Annotated in this window: 16 protein-coding genes; 12 read left to right on the top strand and 4 right to left on the bottom strand. The window is 59.5% G+C overall.

Annotation, left to right across the window (positions count from 1 at the left end):
- Positions 1-693 precede the first annotated feature (693 nt).
- The 8 genes from ACLKMW_RS16050 to ACLKMW_RS16015 all read left to right on the top strand — a co-directional run bounded on the left by ACLKMW_RS16050 (position 694) and on the right by ACLKMW_RS16015 (position 8,165).
- Entirely contained in the window at positions 694-1,350 is a 657-nt protein-coding gene (locus tag ACLKMW_RS16050) for a Crp/Fnr family transcriptional regulator (RefSeq protein ID WP_415725484.1), read from the top strand.
- Between the two features lie 273 nt (positions 1,351-1,623).
- Positions 1,624-3,573, top strand: coding sequence for a PrkA family serine protein kinase (locus tag ACLKMW_RS16045; protein ID WP_415725483.1), 1,950 nt, complete (start codon positions 1,624-1,626; stop codon positions 3,571-3,573).
- Between the two features lie 23 nt (positions 3,574-3,596).
- Complete coding sequence (locus ACLKMW_RS16040; RefSeq protein WP_415725482.1) at positions 3,597-4,916, top strand: YeaH/YhbH family protein; 1,320 nt, start codon at positions 3,597-3,599, stop codon at positions 4,914-4,916.
- A gap of 12 nt (positions 4,917-4,928) precedes the next feature.
- Positions 4,929-6,473: a SpoVR family protein gene (locus ACLKMW_RS16035; protein WP_415725481.1), complete on the top strand. Its 1,545-nt coding sequence runs from the start codon at positions 4,929-4,931 to the stop codon at positions 6,471-6,473.
- 88 nt (positions 6,474-6,561) lie between these two features.
- Positions 6,562-6,807, top strand: a complete 246-nt coding sequence (locus ACLKMW_RS16030; RefSeq protein ID WP_415725480.1) for a DUF982 domain-containing protein — start codon at positions 6,562-6,564, stop codon at positions 6,805-6,807.
- 45 nt (positions 6,808-6,852) lie between these two features.
- Positions 6,853-7,152 carry a DUF982 domain-containing protein gene (locus ACLKMW_RS16025; protein WP_415725479.1) on the top strand — a complete coding sequence of 100 codons (300 nt, stop codon included), beginning with the start codon at positions 6,853-6,855 and terminating at the stop codon, positions 7,150-7,152.
- Between the two features lie 87 nt (positions 7,153-7,239).
- Positions 7,240-7,488, top strand: a complete 249-nt coding sequence (locus ACLKMW_RS16020; protein WP_415725478.1) for a DUF982 domain-containing protein — start codon at positions 7,240-7,242, stop codon at positions 7,486-7,488.
- 170 nt (positions 7,489-7,658) lie between these two features.
- Complete coding sequence (locus tag ACLKMW_RS16015; protein WP_415725477.1) at positions 7,659-8,165, top strand: YciE/YciF ferroxidase family protein; 507 nt, start codon at positions 7,659-7,661, stop codon at positions 8,163-8,165.
- 537 nt (positions 8,166-8,702) lie between these two features.
- On the opposite strand, the gene ACLKMW_RS16010 is transcribed toward ACLKMW_RS16015, so the two are convergent.
- Positions 8,703-9,689 carry an SDR family oxidoreductase gene (locus ACLKMW_RS16010; RefSeq protein ID WP_415725476.1) on the bottom strand — a complete coding sequence of 329 codons (987 nt, stop codon included), beginning with the start codon at positions 9,687-9,689 and terminating at the stop codon, positions 8,703-8,705.
- Positions 9,690-9,834: 145 nt separating this feature from the next.
- Here ACLKMW_RS16010 and ACLKMW_RS16005 point away from each other — a divergent pair, with 145 nt between their 5' ends.
- Genes ACLKMW_RS16005 through ACLKMW_RS15995 form a run of 3 tightly spaced genes read left to right on the top strand, consistent with a single transcriptional unit; the run spans position 9,835 to position 11,697 of the window.
- Positions 9,835-10,251 (top strand): DUF427 domain-containing protein, encoded by a 417-nt coding sequence (locus ACLKMW_RS16005; protein ID WP_415725475.1) that lies wholly within the window; start codon positions 9,835-9,837, stop codon positions 10,249-10,251.
- A 32-nt stretch (positions 10,252-10,283) separates the two neighbouring features.
- Positions 10,284-10,589 carry a hypothetical protein gene (locus ACLKMW_RS16000; protein WP_415725474.1) on the top strand — a complete coding sequence of 102 codons (306 nt, stop codon included), beginning with the start codon at positions 10,284-10,286 and terminating at the stop codon, positions 10,587-10,589.
- A gap of 22 nt (positions 10,590-10,611) precedes the next feature.
- On the top strand, positions 10,612-11,697 hold the full coding sequence (locus tag ACLKMW_RS15995; RefSeq protein WP_415725473.1) for a DNA topoisomerase IB: 1,086 nt from the start codon (positions 10,612-10,614) through the stop codon (positions 11,695-11,697).
- A gap of 11 nt (positions 11,698-11,708) precedes the next feature.
- On the opposite strand, the gene ACLKMW_RS15990 is transcribed toward ACLKMW_RS15995, so the two are convergent.
- Positions 11,709-12,326: a UdgX family uracil-DNA binding protein gene (locus ACLKMW_RS15990; RefSeq protein WP_415725472.1), complete on the bottom strand. Its 618-nt coding sequence runs from the start codon at positions 12,324-12,326 to the stop codon at positions 11,709-11,711.
- A 177-nt stretch (positions 12,327-12,503) separates the two neighbouring features.
- On the opposite strand from ACLKMW_RS15990, the gene ACLKMW_RS15985 reads away from it, so the two are divergent.
- On the top strand, positions 12,504-13,019 hold the full coding sequence (locus ACLKMW_RS15985) for a GNAT family acetyltransferase (RefSeq protein WP_415725471.1): 516 nt from the start codon (positions 12,504-12,506) through the stop codon (positions 13,017-13,019).
- Between the two features lie 220 nt (positions 13,020-13,239).
- On the opposite strand, the gene ACLKMW_RS15980 is transcribed toward ACLKMW_RS15985, so the two are convergent.
- Both ACLKMW_RS15980 and ACLKMW_RS15975 read right to left on the bottom strand, forming a co-directional pair.
- Positions 13,240-13,863, bottom strand: a complete 624-nt coding sequence (locus tag ACLKMW_RS15980) for a hypothetical protein (protein WP_415725470.1) — start codon at positions 13,861-13,863, stop codon at positions 13,240-13,242.
- Positions 13,864-14,541: 678 nt separating this feature from the next.
- Positions 14,542-15,705, bottom strand: coding sequence for a M20 aminoacylase family protein (locus tag ACLKMW_RS15975; RefSeq protein ID WP_415725469.1), 1,164 nt, complete (start codon positions 15,703-15,705; stop codon positions 14,542-14,544).
- Between the last annotated feature and the right edge of the window lie 59 nt (positions 15,706-15,764).

Raw genomic sequence — 15,764 nt, 5'->3', positions numbered from 1 at the left:
GAATCTAGGCCATCCAGATGAAGCAATGAATTCAGCAGCTTGCTGACAGAAATAGATAACCGATATGGATAACAATCAACACATCGTGAAAATATGCGCGTTGATCCGCCTATATTTTGTGCATGTGCGGCTAGCCTTTGCTGCAGGCAGTGCATCAACAAGTGCGGCAGAGTTGGGCAATTTGAAGGCAGCGCTTCGACGTGTCGCTGAGGGCATCGCAAAACGTGGACTTGCCTTATGAGGCTGGCGAATAAGCCAGACATCAAAGGGGGGGGCATTCCCAGCTCTCACGAGATCGTGAAGGTGGCGGAGCCATGTGGACGAACAAAAATGCCACACGAGACAAGAATTTGCCAAGCCGGCAACGTGACTATTGATATAAATTAGAAAGTGCTCTATCCTGACCAACCTCGTTGTAGAATCTCTAGGCGACTAGACTAGAGAACAAACGAGAGCTTTAGATACTGGGCTATTCGCAAACGTATTGTATAATCTTCAGTTCATTCTTTTTTCCGCGCATCCAATGTGCGGAGACTATTAATTATTGGGGTTTGGTTCAGGGGTGAATACGTAGGGGATAATCTTGTTCTGGAAAACCGCAATCGGATGTGGGCCTAGATAATGTCCTTCCACCCCGATGCGCTTTCTCTAAAACTTGGGGCTTTCGCCACTCTAAAACCTGAAGACATGACAATGATGGGGCGCTTTCAGGGGCCCCGCACAACGATCTCGGCCGGCAAGGAGGTCGTCTACGAGGGCCAGCACGGCCATGCCGCCTATGTTCTGCGCGAAGGCTGGGTGTGTTCCTACAAGCGCCTGCAGGATGGGGCCCGGCAGGTAATAGATATCCAGGTTCCCGGCGATTTTCTTGGGCTGCGCAGCTTGTTGCTTCGCAAGTCCGATCACAGTTTCGTGGCGCTGACCGATATCGAGGTAAGTCGCATCATCGCCGAGCGCCTGTGGGATACGCTTCGCACCACGCCCCGGCTGGCCGCGGCGGTGATGTGGGCGATGTCACGGGACCAGGCGATGGTGGTCGAGCATCTTGTCAACGTCGGCCGGCGCGACGCTCTGGCGCGTACCGCGCATTTTCTGCTGGAGCTTGGGGCGCGCATGCGGCTTGTCGGGCGCGACTTGCCGGAAGGTTTCGAATGCCCGCTTTCCCAGAACACGCTTGCCGACGCCTTGGGGATCACTGCGATCCATCTGAACAGGGTCCTGCGGCAGCTGCGCGAGTCGAACCTTCTGGTGTTTCGCGACGGCTTCGTCACTTTCCTCGATATGGAGAGATTGATCGAGATCACCGGGTTCGATCTCACATATCTCGATCAGGAGGCGTTGGTGGGCTGATTACGATCAATCCGGATAGTGCTTCAGGTTTAGGCTATTCGAGTTTTGTGCGGACCGGCGATGGCAACTGCGAGCCGAATGCTCTTAACGAAAAATGAAACTGTTCCCCAAACAATCGAAATGCGTCTTTTGTAGCTTTCTCGGGCGACAACTGACGCGAATAGTGGCACATTTGTGAGGGAACTTTGAGAGAGGAAAACTGTTCACTCACTAAGCAGGAACCCAACGCGGACGATCCCGTCCAACGGAACTGCCCTATTGCGAGAGTTCATCATGCAAACGCGCGATTCTGACGTTTTCAGCCTCTTTTCGGAAATCTATGCCAGCGAAACGAAGGAGGAGATGAGCCTGCAGCAGTATCTCCTCGCCTGCCGCGACAACCGCCATATGTACGCGACGGCCGCTGAGCGCATGATCGAGGCGATCGGCGAGCCGACGATGGTGGATACCAGTGCTGACGAGCGGCTTGGCCGCATCTTCATGAACCGGACGATCAAGATCTATCCCGCCTTTTCCGAATTCTACGGCATGGAGGATACGATCGAGCGCATCGTCGGATACTTCCGCTACGCGGCGCAAGGCCTCGAGGAGCGCAAGCAGATCCTCTATCTCCTTGGCCCGGTCGGCGGTGGCAAGTCGTCGCTTGCCGAACGGCTGAAAAAGCTGATGGAGCAGCGGCCGATCTATACGCTGAAGATCGGCGACGAGATCAGCCCGATCTTCGAATCGCCGCTTGGCCTGTTCCATCCCGACCGCATGGCCGACCTTCTTGAAGATAAATACGGGATCGCCCGCCGCCGGCTGAACGGCCTGATCTCACCGTGGGCGGTGAAGCGACTCGAGGAAATCGGCGGCGACATCTCGAAGTTCAATGTCGTCAAGCTGATGCCGTCGCGCCTGCGCCAGGTCGCCATCGCCAAGACCGAACCCGGCGACGAGAACAACCAGGACGTTTCCTCGCTGGTCGGAAAGGTAGACATCCGCCAGCTCGAAAATTTCAGCCAGGCGGACCCTGACGCTTATTCCTACAGCGGCGGGCTGAATCGCACGACGCAGGGCCTGCTGGAATTCGTCGAGATGTTCAAGGCGCCGATCAAGGTGCTGCATCCGCTGCTGACGGCGACCCAGGAGGGCAGCTACAACGGCACGGAAAATTTCGGCGCCTTCCCATATCAGGGCATAATCCTGGCCCACTCCAACGAGTCCGAGTGGGTGCAGTTCAAGAACAACAAGAACAACGAGGCATTCCTCGACCGAATCCTGGTCGTCAAGGTGCCTTATTGCGTGCGGGTGACCGAAGAGCAGAAGATCTACGAGAAGCTCTTGCGCGAAAGCGAATTGGCAAAGAACCCCTGCGCGCCCGAGGTGCTGGAGATTCTCAGCCGCTTCACGGTCTCGACGCGGCTCAGCGAACACGAGAACTCGCCGCTCTATACGAAGATGCGGGTCTATGACGGCGAAAACCTCAAGGATGTCGACCCGAAGGCCAAGTCGATGCAGGAATATCGCGACACCGCCGGCGTCGACGAGGGAATGACGGGCGTAAGCACGCGCTTCGCCTTCAAGGTCCTGTCCGAAACCTTCAACTACGATACCAAGGAGGTCGCCGCCGATCCGGTGCATCTCATGTATGTGCTGGAGCAGGCGATAAAGCGCGAACAGTTCCCCAACGAGATGGAAGGCAACTATCTCGATTTCATCAAGTCGGAGCTGGCCACGCGCTATGCCGAGTTCATCGGCCATGAAATCCAGAAGGCGTATCTGGAGTCCTACAGCGAGTACGGCCAGAACCTGTTCGACCGCTACATCGCCTATGCCGATGCGTGGATCGAGGATCAGGACTACAAGGACCCCGACACCGGCCAGATACTCAACCGTGATGTCCTCGACAGCGAGCTTTCGCAGATCGAAAAGCCCGCTGGCATCGCCAATCCGAAGGACTTCCGCAACGAGGTGGTCAAGTTCACGCTCAGGGCGCGGGCCCGCAACCATGGCCGCAATCCGTCGTGGACGAGCTACGAGAAGCTGCGCGAAGTCATCGAGAAGCGCATGTTCGGGCAGGTCGAGGATCTGCTGCCGGTGATCAGCTTCGGTTCCAAGAAGGACAGCGCCACCGAAAAGCAGCACACCGAGTTCGTGCAGCGGATGGTCGAGCGCGGTTATACCGAACGGCAGGTACGGCGTCTGGTGGACTGGTATATGCGGGTGAACAAGGCAGGCTGACCGACGGCGCGGAGGGTTAGCGCATGCCAAACTTCATCGATCGGCGTCTTAATCCGAAGGACAAGAGCCTCGGAAACCGCCAGCGATTCCTCAAAAGGGCGCGGGCCGAGTTGAAGCGGGTGATCAACGAGCAGGTCAAGACCGGCAAGATCACCGACATCGATACCCAGCACGTCGTACCCGTGCCGACGAAGGGTACCGCCGAGCATCGTTTCCAGAACGAGGAGGGGAGCGGACGCCGCGACTTCGTATTGCCGGGCAACAAGCATTATGGGCCCGGCGACCGCATCCCAAAACAGGGCCAGCAAGGTGGTGCCGGCGGCTCCGAACCGACCAGGGGCGGCATGAGCGAAGACGATTTCCGCTTCGTGCTGTCGCGCGAGGAGGTGCTCGACCTGTTCTTCGAGGATCTGGAACTGCCAGATATGGTCAAGCTGAACCTGAAGGAAGTGGTTGCCTTCAAGCCGCGCCGCGCCGGCTTCGCCATGACCGGCGCGCCGACCAACATCAATGTCGGCCGCACCATGCGCAACAGCTATGGGCGCCGCATCGCGCTCAAGCGGCCGAAAAAAGAGGAAGTGGAGGCGGTGGAGGCGGAGCTTGCGACGCTTGAGCAGCAGCTCGATCCGCCGCCAGCCATTCGCCAGCGTATCGCCACGCTGCGCACCGAACTCGACAAACTCGAGCGCCGGCGCCGACTGATTGCCTATGTGGACCCGGTCGACATTCGCTTCAGCCGCTTCGAAGCCCAGCCGCTGCCCAACGCCAAGGCGGTCATGTTCTGCCTCATGGACGTGTCGGGCTCCATGGGTGAACGTGAGAAGGACTTGGCCAAGCGCTTCTTCGTGCTGCTGCACCTCTTCCTCAAGCGCCGATACGAACGGACGGAGATTGTCTTCATCCGCCATACGCATGAGGCGCAGGAAGTCGATGAGAAAACCTTCTTCTACAGCACCCAGAGCGGCGGCACGGTCGTGTCCTCGGCGCTGGAGGAGATGCGGCGCATCATCGACGCGCGCTATGCGAGCCGGGACTGGAATATTTATGCCGCGCAAGCCTCGGATGGCGACAATTTCGCCGACGATTCGGAGCGCTGCGTCTCCCTTCTCGACAGCGAAGTCATGCAGCTTTGCCAATATTACGCCTATGTCGAGATCATCGACGAGCGCGAGCGGGATATTTTCAGGGCGGCCGACAACGGCACCACTTTGTGGAAAGCCTACCGCACGGTCAGCGAGAAATGGGCGAATTTCCAGATGACGCGGATCGCCAAGCCGGCAGACATCTATCCGGTTTTTCACCAGTTGTTTGCGAAGCAGCGGGCTTCGGCGAAGACGAGTTGAGGGCAGGTCAAGGTGGACAAGCGCTCGAAAGGTTCCGGCCTCCTGTTCCAGAGTTCCGACTGGAACTTCCGCACGCTGTCGCGCGTCTATGACGCGATCGAGGCGGTGGCGCTGGATGATCTGGGCCTCGACATCTATCCCAACCAGATGGAGATCATTTCCTCCGAGCAGATGCTGGACGCCTATTCGTCGATCGGCATGCCGCTGATGTATCGGCACTGGTCGTTCGGCAAGCATTTCGTCCAGGAGGAACATCTCTACCGCAAGGGCCGCCGGGGCCTGGCTTACGAACTGGTGATCAACTCCAATCCCTGCATCGTCTACCTTATGGAAGAAAACACGATGGCGTTGCAGGCGCTGGTGACCGCCCATGCCGCCTTCGGCCACAATCATTTCTTCAAAAACAACCATCTGTTCCAGCAGTGGACCGAAGCGGGCGCGATCCTGAGCTATATGGAGTTCGCGAAGAGCTACATTTCGCGATGCGAAGAGCGCTACGGCGTATCGAAGGTGGAGGCGATTCTCGATTCCGCCCACGCGCTCATGGAGCAGGGGGTTTTCCGGCACAGCCGTCCCCCGCGCCTCTCCTCGCAGAAAGAGCGGGAGAGAACCCGCGAGCGGCTGGAATATGAGGACCGCTCATACAACGATCTGTGGCGGACGCTGCCGCGACCGAAGGAAGAAGAAAAAGCAGATACGGAGGACGGTGCGTCGGAGCGCCGGTCCGCTCTTCACCTGCCTGAGGAGAACCTGCTTTACTTCCTGGAAAAGAACAGTCCGGTCCTCGAGCCTTGGCAAAGGGAAATCCTGCGGATCGTCCGGGTGATCGCGCAATATTTCTATCCGCAGCGGCAGACCAAGGTCATGAACGAGGGTTGCGCCACTTTCGTGCACTACACCATCATGAACACGCTGTTCGATCGCGGCCGGATCAGCGAAGGCACGATGCTGGAGATCCTCCAGAACCATTCCAACGTGGTGTTCCAGCCGGCGTTCGACGATCCGCGCTATTCGGGCATCAATCCCTATGCGCTAGGCTTCGCGCTGATGCAGGACATACAACGCATCTGCACCGACCCGACGGCGGAGGATCGCGACTGGTTCGGCGACATCGCCGGCAATGGCAATTGGCGCGAAACGCTGCTCGATGCCTGGGCCAATCATCGTGACGAATCCTTCATCCTGCAGTATCTGAGCCCGAGATTGATGCGCAAGTTTCGGCTGTTCGTGCTCGCCGACGAGGCGAAGGACAGTCACTACGAAGTCACCTCCATTCACGACGAACGCGGCTATGAAGCCGTGCGGGCGTCGCTCGCCCACAGTTTCGACATCGGCGCCAGCCAGCCCGATATCCAGGTGGTCGACGTCAATCTGCTGGGAGACCGGCTCTTGCGCCTGCAACACAAGGTGCGCCGCGGCGTCAACCTGGTCGAAAGCAGCCGCAACGCCACCTTGCGCCATGTCCGCAGCCTGTGGGGCTATGAGGTCAGCCTTGTCGGCATCGACGCCGAAACGGGCGCGACGGTCTACGAATGCTCGACGAGCAATCTTGATTGAAGCGGGATGACCGTCCGCGCAGCTCCGGCGACGCCTGCAACTTCTTCCGCCTCTCTGCGTTAAGCAATGTCGTGGATGGGGTAATGCCATGGAGCAGGGTTGGTTCGATAAGCCCGTGACGGTGTCTGTGGGCGTTTTCGGCACCGTTCACTATGTTTCCAACGCGCGCGAGGCCGCCGATCTTCTGCTCAATCATTGGCCTGCTCCCGGCAGCAGGACGCATCGTGTGGCGCGTCAAAGCTGCCTTGAAGTGTTGCGCGGCCTGAAGGACGCACGGGTCGCGCGCGAAGATTTCATGCAGGCGGCCAGGGACGCGGATATTCTGATGGAGTGACGAACGCGGGCTGACGGGCGGAAAAGAAAGCTTCGGAGAAACGCGATGAACCCGCAATTCGCCATACCGGTAAGATTGTTACCCTATCCGGGCAAGGAGATCGAAGAAATAGAGAGCGTCGGGCAAGCGCTGGCGTTTCTTCAGTCCTGGCCTGTCGGCCGGCGCGGTCCGGTATACCGGTGCGCTCTGAACAGTTGCTTTGCGGCGAGTGCCGGTCAGATCCCAGCGGAGGATGCGCGCAAATCCTTGATGAGCTTTGCGCGGATCACCGGCATTCTGGTGGCCGATACGCCACCACGCCCGACACCGCGGCTTGATCGGTTCACGGGACCTCTGATCAAGTAGCGTTTCGGTGGTCCGCCCGTCGGGCCGCGATGCAACCAGTTTTGCAGCAAGGCGTTGAAGTCAGCCCCGAAGGCAGGAGGTTTGCCAATGACTGTCGATGCCGCATTCGAGCATAGCCTTCGGGTTCGTTCAGGAGACGCAAACACCATCAGGGAAGTGACTTCGCTTCGGGATGCATGTGACATCCTGATCGACTGGCCGCACGCCAGGCGCGGCCCGTTCTATCAGTCCGCGCGTGAGGTCGTGGAGGCGGCGATGGAAGGCCACGCAACCGTGCAGGAGGCACGCACAGCCTTTGCGGCGCTGGCGTCCCACGCCGGGGTTCTGGTCGAATAGACCGCTCAGTTTCACCGTTGCCGGTTAATTCGTTTCCCGCAACCGTTTTTAAGGAACCGGGGGTGTTGAGGGGCGTTCAAACTGCAGACCGGGCAAGCCCGGCCGAGCAGAGGGCCGGTTCGGCCGGACTCGCCAAATCTCCAACAACAGACAGCGGAAGGAACGAAGCGATGGGCTTTTTTTCCAAGGACATAAAAACACTGGACGACCTCTTCGTGCATACGCTGCGCGACATCTACTATGCCGAAAAGCAGATCGAGAAGGCGCTGCCCCAGATGGTCGACAAGGCAACGAACGCCAGCCTGAAGGCAGGCTTTGAAAAGCATCTTCAGGAAACCAAGGGTCATATCGAGCGCCTCGAAGAGGTATTCGAAATGCATGGTGTCCAGGCCAAGGGCGTCGACTGCCCTGCCATCGACGGCATCCTTGAAGAGGCCAACGACATCAGCGGCGATATCGACGACAAGCAGGTTCTGGACGCCGCGCTGATCGCGTCGGCTCAGGCTGTGGAGCACTACGAAATAACGCGTTACGGCACACTGATGGCCTGGGCCAAGCAGCTTGGCCGCACCGATTGCGCCGCCGTTCTTGCCAAGAACCTCAAGGAAGAGGAAGCAACCGACAAGAAGCTGACCGAAATGGCGGAAAGCAACATCAATATCCAGGCCGCCGAATAGGTCGCGCAAAGATCCGAAGCGGGCCGATAACGTCGGTTCGCTTCGCCGAAGTTGCTGCGCTACGAGAGAATGCCCATGTTCGCCGTATCGGTAAAAACTCGACTGGGGAACGCCGCCCTGCTGGGCGGGCAAATCGGGCCGGGCCCAAATCCGCCGGGGCCGTCCGAGCCGGGACCTTTTCCTTATCCTGGTCCAACCCCCGTTCCCGATCCATCACCTGATCCGGTACCGGGCCCTACTCCGGTGCCAACGCCGAAACCGCGCCCGCAGCCCACCATGTAGATGCCGCACCTTATTTACCGCTGCGCTCTATCTGGGTGACGGCTGTCGGGTCGTCACCTCTCTCCAGAACCGCATAGTGCAGAAACAATATCGCGGCGATGGCCAGCCCGCCCGCTACAAGCCTCACCGTGCCCGTGAGCAGTTTCGTGCAGATCCGCCTTATTGGCCTTCCATGCACTGGTTCGAACTTTGCTTTGCGTGCGATGTCGAAATCGGCCTCCTCGGTCGCGGATAGAGCTCGGCGAGAATGCCTCGTCAATAACCGCCGATAATCGGGAGAATTTCGCCGGTGATGTAACTGGAGCATTGAGCCGACGCCAGGAACACATAGGCCGGAGCGATTTCCTCGGGTTGGGCCGGTCGCTTCATGGGTGTCTTGGCACCGAACTGCGAAACATCTTCGGCCTGCTTGTCGGAAGGATTGAGCGGCGTCCACACCGGACCCGGTGCCACGGCGTTCACCCTTATGCCGCGCCGCAGCAGATTGGCCGCAAGGGCGCGCGTGAAGGCGTGGATTCCACCTTTCGTCATCGAATAGTCAATGAGCTCCTTGCTGCCGTCGATGCCGGTGATCGAGCCGGTGTTGAGGATCGCGGAGCCTGGTTTCATATATTCGACGGCCGCCTGCGCCATGTGAAAATAACCGTAGAGGTTGGTTTTCAGCGTCGTGTCGAAATGCTCCGGCGTCAAATCCTCGAATTGCGAGGAATGGACCTGGAACGCGGCATTGTTGACGAGGATGTCCAGCCCGCCAAACGCCTTGACCGTGCGGGCCACCGCCTTGCGGCAATGGGCGCGGTCGGCAACGTCTCCCGATATCAGGATACAGCGCCTGCCTTCGGCCTCGACGGACGTTTTTGTCGCCTCGGCGTCCGCATGTTCGTCGAGATAGGCGATCGCCACATCGGCGCCTTCCCTCGCAAACAGCACCGCCACGGCCCGGCCGATGCCGGAATCTCCGCCGGTGATCAGCGCGACTTTCCCGTCCAGCTTCCTCGATCCCTCATAATAGGGCGCTTCGTACATGGGAGCCGGTTCGATCCTGCGCTCCTCTCCGGGTTTCCAATGGTGCTGCTTGGGAAAGGGCGGTTCGGGGTAGCGCCGCGCTCCCAGTTGAGCGGGACCTTGCCCTTCCTTGCTCTGGTCGCCCTGTTCGGCGGCTGCGACATCTTTCTGTATTTTTCGTTGCTTGGTTGCTGCGGCCTTCGCGCCTTCGCCATTTTCCGTGTTTTTTGTCGGCATTCTGTCTCTCCGCTCGGGTTGTCCCAAACCAACGCGTGAGGGAGCCGAAGGTTGAATGGCGGCGGTTCTTTTTCCTGCGAGCGACAATTCCCTGCTCACGGAACAGGCAGGTCTGTCGCACGTTGTCGGCGACAGGAGGACTGTCATGAATGACGATCGAGAATTGAATCCCGAAATCGGCCGGCCGGACATTTCCGTCGAGCGGTTTGCCGGAACCGTCAATGTCAGCTTTGCCGACGCTATGGTCGCTTCGACCGACGACGCGCTGATCCTGCGCGAAGAAGGTTATGAGCCGGTGCTCTACGTGCCTTTCAGGGACATTTATTTCGAGTTCCTGACGCGCTCCAATACAGCCACGAAAAGCCCGCACAAGGGCACCGCCAGCTACTGGAATGTGAGTGCGGGCGGACAGGCGGCGCAAGACGTAATGTGGGCCTACGAGACGCCGGACCAGCCAGTCGAGGTGCTTGCCGAATACGGCGCGTTCGATCCGCACAAGGTGCGCTTCGAAATCGTTCCGAGAGAGGATTTGCAGCACACACCGCATTTGCCGAACACTTGAACAAACGCCCTCCAACTGCAGGAACCGATCCCATGAACGTGGCCAATCTCCAGATTGAAGGCCTTATCCTCGCCGTGGCCTTCCTGAACAAGGCGCTGGTCGACAAGGGCGTCTTGAGCCGCGACGAAATCGGCCAGGCCCTGAAGGAAGCGGAGGCGGTTGCCACCTCCGACGAACATCTTTCCGAAGGCATGTCGCCACCTGAAAGGCATGCGGTCTGTTTTGCAATTCGCGCTTTGAAGATCTCAAACGATACCCTTGCTGGCGCCAATCTGAACTTCTCCGAATTGGCCAGGGCCGTGGGCCGAACGAAACCGCCCTATAACGACCAGCTTTGATCTTCGGCGTGGAGACAATTTCGTGCTGACGGGGCCGTCGAAATCCTTCGATACTGAAGCGGAAGCCGCAGCGGAGGCGGCGGCCCGCGCGGCATCCCTGGTCTATTGCAGCGATACGGAGCCCGGAATTGCCCGGCGCAAGGCGGGCAGGGGCTTCTGGTACCAGGAGGCGAACGGAACGAAAGTCACCGATGCGGCGACGCTCGACAGGATCAAAAGTCTCGCAATCCCGCCCGCATGGACCGACGTCTGGATTTCGCCGGATGCCAGGGGGCACATCCAGGCTACAGGTCGTGACCAGCGCGGACGGAAGCAGTATCGATATCATCCCGAGTGGACGGCGTATCGCGGCGAGGTCAAATATTCGAGCCTGACGGATTTCGCGCGCGCGCTGCCGCGCCTAAGACAGCGCATAGATGCCGATCTGCGCAAGCGCGGCCTGCCCTATGAGCGCGTGCTCGCCTCGATCGTCTGGCTGCTCGACAATTCGATGATCCGTATCGGCAATGCGTCCTATGCGCGCGACAACCGCAGTTTCGGGCTGACGACGTTGCGTGACAAGCATGTCGACGTCGACGGGTCGACCCTGCGCTTTGCGTTTCGCGGAAAATCCGGCAAGGAATGGAAGCTCAAGATCAGCGACAGGCGGATCGCCCGGATCGTCAAGGGCGTGCAGGATCTGCCCGGCCAGCAGCTTTTTCAGTACCTCGATTCGGATGGCCTCCGGCGGGCGATTGCCTCACAGGATGTCAATGACTACATCAGGCAGGCAAGCGAGGCCGATTTCAGTTCCAGGCATTTCAGGACGTGGGGCGGCACCATGACGGCCGCGCAGCTATTGGCTGAAACCGAACTGCCGGGAACGAAGCGGGAGATGGCCACCACCATGAACCTTGTGGTCGACCAGGTCGCGGCGCGTCTTGGCAACACCCGGGCCGTTTGCCGCCAATGCTATATCCATCCCATCGTCATGGATACCTGGAGCGAGGGGCGGCTTGGCGATGAGCTGGCAGCCATCAGGCGCAGGCTCCGCGCTCTTCCTGAGGGGCTCGAGGAGGAGGAGCTGGTGCTGCTTCGTTGGTTGGAGCGGGCAAGCTCCGAAAAATAACCGCCGGGTCGTCATTCGCGCCGCGACACCTCCTTGCGGACTGTTGCGAGATCATCGACGAATGCCGCGAATTCACGCGTCCTGTCGTCGGAATCGCGAATGCGAAGCAGATAGGAAGGATGGATCGTCACGAACAGCAAAGTGCCGTCCGGGGTTTGCTGCGGCCGCCCGCGCAGGGCCGAAATGGTTGCCGCCCGCTGCATCAGGCTTCGAACCGCGGTTGCGCCGAGGGCGACCAACGCCGCGGGCTTGACCAGGGCGCTTTCCTGTTCGAGCCACCATTTGCATCGGTCTATCTCGAACGCGTCCGGTCGCCTGTGGAGGCGTTTCTTGCCGCGCAACTCGTGCTTGAAATGTTTGACGGCGTTCGTCACGAAAACGGTGTCGCGCGCGATGCCGGCCTCCGCCAGAGCCTTGTCGAACATTTTTCCGGCTGGCCCGACGAAGGGGTGGCCGGCAAGGTCCTCCTTGTCGCCGGGCTGCTCGCCGACGAACATGATGCGCGCATTCGCAGGTCCTTCGCCTGGGACCACCTGCGTGGCGTCGCGATAGAGCGGGCAACGCGTGCATTGGGCTTCCAGCGACGGAAGCTCGGTCAAGGTGGATGCGATCGGTTTTTCGCTGGTCATGATTGGCTGCGGGTCGGCTTTTCAGAGCTCACGTAACAGCAACGGCAGGCGCGCGCTGAGGTTCCGGGGCGTCGCGTCGCGGAACCGTTTGCGCGAGCGGAGCGTTGCCGAGTGTCGAACAATGTCGGCCGATGCCAAGACCATGCGTCGGCCCGTCCTCCAGCCGGCGGTGTGAACATGCGTTTCTTCGAGGTCATCACCCGAATGGCATTCGGTTTCGCAAGCATCGCGCTGATGCTGCTTGCCGGCGCGTTGATTATCTACGCAGGAACACAGGTGACGGCGGCCTACCGTCAACCCGACATGGCAATCGGCTCGACCCTGCTTGAAGCGGTCGGATATACGGTCATCGCCATCGCCGTCTTCGATGTCGGAAAATACCTCCTTGAGGAGGAATCGATCAGGGGTCGCGAAATGCGCCAGGCGGGGGAGGCCAGGCGCAGCATGACCAAGTTCATCACCACCATTGCGGTCGCGGTGTTCCTGGAATCATTGGTGGCTGTGTTTGAGGCGAGCAAGACCGACGTGCGGACCATGATCTATCCGACATTTCTGCTTTTCGGCGGGGTTGCGCTGATGGTCGGGCTCGGCATCTACCAGCGTCTCAGCGTGACCGTCGAACAGAATATGCCGGCGGCCGAGAAGGCCGCCGAAAAACCGCTACGGACACGCAAGCGCAAAAGCCTGGTGTGAACGCTGTTCCAGAGGAAGTGGAGAGCTGGAGCATCGGACCGAAAAGCCGAATTCCGGTTTTCGGAAAAAGTCCGATGCTCAATCAATGTGTAGAGCGTCCTTTGTGCGTCCGATTGGACGCACGGCGCTCTAAGAAAAAGATAGGTCGACAATATGCATCCGTCTGGACGCACGTCGATTTGGATCACACCCTTTGTGCGTTCTGCGGGCGCGTGACGATCTAAAAGCGATAGCGCACGCCAAGGATGCTGGCATTGGAGCCTTCGCCCATATCTCCGAACGTTCCGTCGGCACCTGAGCGATGATGAAGCTGGTAAACCACTTCAAAATTTGGCGCTTGTCTGAGCCTGAACGACAGTTCGGGGCCGAGAAAGCCCAGGAAACTGGCATCGCCATCATAGTGGATCTCGCGTTGCCGCTCGACCTCGGTCGGGCCGGTGACCGCGCTCAGCCCCACCGTAAGTGCGGGCGCTATCGCCAGATCGCCGATGACCAAACCGTGATGGCGAAGACGCACACCGGCCCAGAGTTCGCCCGTCGTATCATCGTCGTCGCCAAATCGTACCGCGGTGCCGACGACGCCGCCGAGTACGAAACCGGCGCCTATGTCGGCGAAATCCCGTCCGAATGAAACGCCGGCCATATAATTGTCCGTGTAGTCTGCGCTGAACGGGTTCAGTGTACTTCCGAAGGAGCCTTCCGCAAAAACGCCGCCAAGGACGAGAATATCGTTTCTTGTCGGCTGGCCAACAGCGAATGGATCTTCAGTGGCGAAATAGATGAAGGGAGAGCTGCTTTCGGCGAGGCTGCAAGTAACTGACGCGGCCAGGATCATAGCGGTCAAGGCCGCTCGCATTCCACGCATGGGCAAGCTCCGAATCGATACCCTAATCGATCGACAATTCTTCAGGCATCGTGCCGGAAAGAACAAGACATGAAATAAGGTCGATTCAATTTTTTGGCGGGTGTTACAAAAGCGCAATCGACTGCGGCCAACCGACCGGATGCAGGCGCGAGAGTCGCGATAACTGACTACACGCAATCATTGTACTCGATTCATCCGGCCGTGGATTGCCGGGAATCGACCTAAAAGTGGTGTCCACGGAGGGATTCGAACCCCCGACCCCAGGATTCATACCACTTCGGCTTTCGCCGCCGCATCGAAGCGTTCGTGGTCTGGACTGTCCCTTCACCATGGACCGCGAGGGTCTACAGGTGCTGCCCATCCAGTCTCTACACCTTCCCGGACTTCCGGGCTTGGCTCGGGATCGGCATGCTGCAAGTGCAGCGCAGCTTTCCCCGACTTTGAGCAGATCCGTTGCGTCGTTTCCGTGCGCAACGCCCAATTTTCACTAGGAATCCTGTGCTCTATCCTACTGAGCTACGTGGACTTCTCGATCGATCTTCTACGTTCTTGCGTTCGCTCCGTTCAGTAATGGCAAGCCCGCCGATGTGCAAACCCTATTTCGGCCGGATCGATACATAACCGCTTCGCGCGATTGGTCCTAGCCTGTTGCGCGGCCTATGCGGCAAGGGCTGTTTCGGCCAGCCGCACCCAATAGCTCACGCCATGGGCGATCGCCTCGTCGTTGAAGTCATAGGCGGGATGATGAAGATTGGCGCTGTCGCCATTGCCGATGAAGATGAAGGCGCCGGGTCGCGCCTCCAGCATGTAGGAGAAATCCTCCCCGCCCATCAGCGGCTGCATCTCGCGATGGACACTGCCTTTGCCGGCGATCGCTTCGGCCACATCTCCCGCAAAACTCGTTTCGTCCGCATGGTTGAACGTCACCGGGTAGTTGGCGTCATAATGCACATCGACCGTTGCCCCCATGGCAGCCCCGATCCCGTCGCAGATTGCGTGGAGGCGTTCGCGGGTCCTTGCGGCTACTTCCTTCCTCAGCGTGCGCACCGTGCCGGCGAGCTCAACCGTTTCAGGGATGACATTGTAGGCATTGCCGCCGTGGAACTTTGTCACCGACACAACGACCGAATCGAGCGGGTCTGTGGTGCGAGCGGCGATGGTCTGGAGAGCCGTGACGATCTGGCTCGCGGTTGCAATGGGGTCGACGGCAAGGTGCGGCATGGCCGCATGGCCGCCCTTGCCCCTGACGTTGATGGTGAACTCGGCGGTCGCCGCCATGATCGGACCCGGCCGCAGCGCGAACTGGCCGACCGGCAGGCCGGGCATGTTGTGCATGCCGAACACCCGGCCGATGCCGAAGCGGTCCATCATGCCATCCTTCACCATGGCAAGGCCGCCGGCGCCGCCTTCTTCGGCCGGCTGAAAGATCAGGACGACGGAGCCGGAAAAATTGCGCGTCTCGGCCAGGTATTTCGCTGCTCCGAGCAGCATGGCGGTGTGGCCGTCATGGCCGCAGGCATGCATCTTGCCGGGCGTGGCCGAAGCATAGGACTTGCCCGTCGCCTCGGTAATGGGCAGCGCGTCCATGTCGGCGCGCAGGCCGATGGTCGCGCCAGTGCCGAGATTGCCGTGGATGACGCCGACGACGCCGGTGCGGCCGATACCGGAGACGACCTCGTCGCAGCCGAATTCCTTGAGCTTGCCCGAGACGAATTCCGCGGTCTGGAACACATCGTAATTGAGTTCGGGATTTTGGTGGAGCGTGCGGCGCCAGCCGGCGATCTCATTCTGCAATTCGGCGGCTCGGTTCAAAACAGGCATTGGCAAGAACTTTCATTGGTCATCGATTTTTTCGCCGTTCAGTCCGCAATCGTGATCGT

The organism is Borborobacter xinjiangensis (assembly GCF_047739745.1).
Lineage (GTDB): Bacteria > Pseudomonadota > Alphaproteobacteria > Rhizobiales > Rhizobiaceae > Pseudaminobacter.
This window is presented reverse-complemented; position numbering and strand designations above follow the sequence as displayed.

Excerpts from the sequence above, each read along its gene's own strand:
- ACLKMW_RS16020 (WP_415725478.1), top strand. The coding sequence starts at position 7,240 with ATGACTGTCGATGCCGCATTCGAGCATAGCCTTCGGGTTCGTTCAGGA.
- ACLKMW_RS16030 (WP_415725480.1), top strand. The coding sequence starts at position 6,562 with ATGGAGCAGGGTTGGTTCGATAAGCCCGTGACGGTGTCTGTGGGCGTT.
- ACLKMW_RS16040 (WP_415725482.1), top strand. The coding sequence starts at position 3,597 with ATGCCAAACTTCATCGATCGGCGTCTTAATCCGAAGGACAAGAGCCTC.
- ACLKMW_RS15985 (WP_415725471.1), top strand. The coding sequence starts at position 12,504 with ATGCGTTTCTTCGAGGTCATCACCCGAATGGCATTCGGTTTCGCAAGC.
- ACLKMW_RS16045 (WP_415725483.1), top strand. The coding sequence starts at position 1,624 with ATGCAAACGCGCGATTCTGACGTTTTCAGCCTCTTTTCGGAAATCTAT.
- ACLKMW_RS16025 (WP_415725479.1), top strand. The coding sequence starts at position 6,853 with ATGAACCCGCAATTCGCCATACCGGTAAGATTGTTACCCTATCCGGGC.
- ACLKMW_RS16015 (WP_415725477.1), top strand. The coding sequence starts at position 7,659 with ATGGGCTTTTTTTCCAAGGACATAAAAACACTGGACGACCTCTTCGTG.
- ACLKMW_RS16005 (WP_415725475.1), top strand. The coding sequence starts at position 9,835 with ATGAATGACGATCGAGAATTGAATCCCGAAATCGGCCGGCCGGACATT.
- ACLKMW_RS16000 (WP_415725474.1), top strand. The coding sequence starts at position 10,284 with ATGAACGTGGCCAATCTCCAGATTGAAGGCCTTATCCTCGCCGTGGCC.
- ACLKMW_RS16010 (WP_415725476.1), bottom strand. The coding sequence starts at position 9,689 with ATGCCGACAAAAAACACGGAAAATGGCGAAGGCGCGAAGGCCGCAGCA.
- ACLKMW_RS15990 (WP_415725472.1), bottom strand. The coding sequence starts at position 12,326 with ATGACCAGCGAAAAACCGATCGCATCCACCTTGACCGAGCTTCCGTCG.
- ACLKMW_RS15975 (WP_415725469.1), bottom strand. The coding sequence starts at position 15,705 with ATGCCTGTTTTGAACCGAGCCGCCGAATTGCAGAATGAGATCGCCGGC.
- ACLKMW_RS16050 (WP_415725484.1), top strand. The coding sequence starts at position 694 with ATGATGGGGCGCTTTCAGGGGCCCCGCACAACGATCTCGGCCGGCAAG.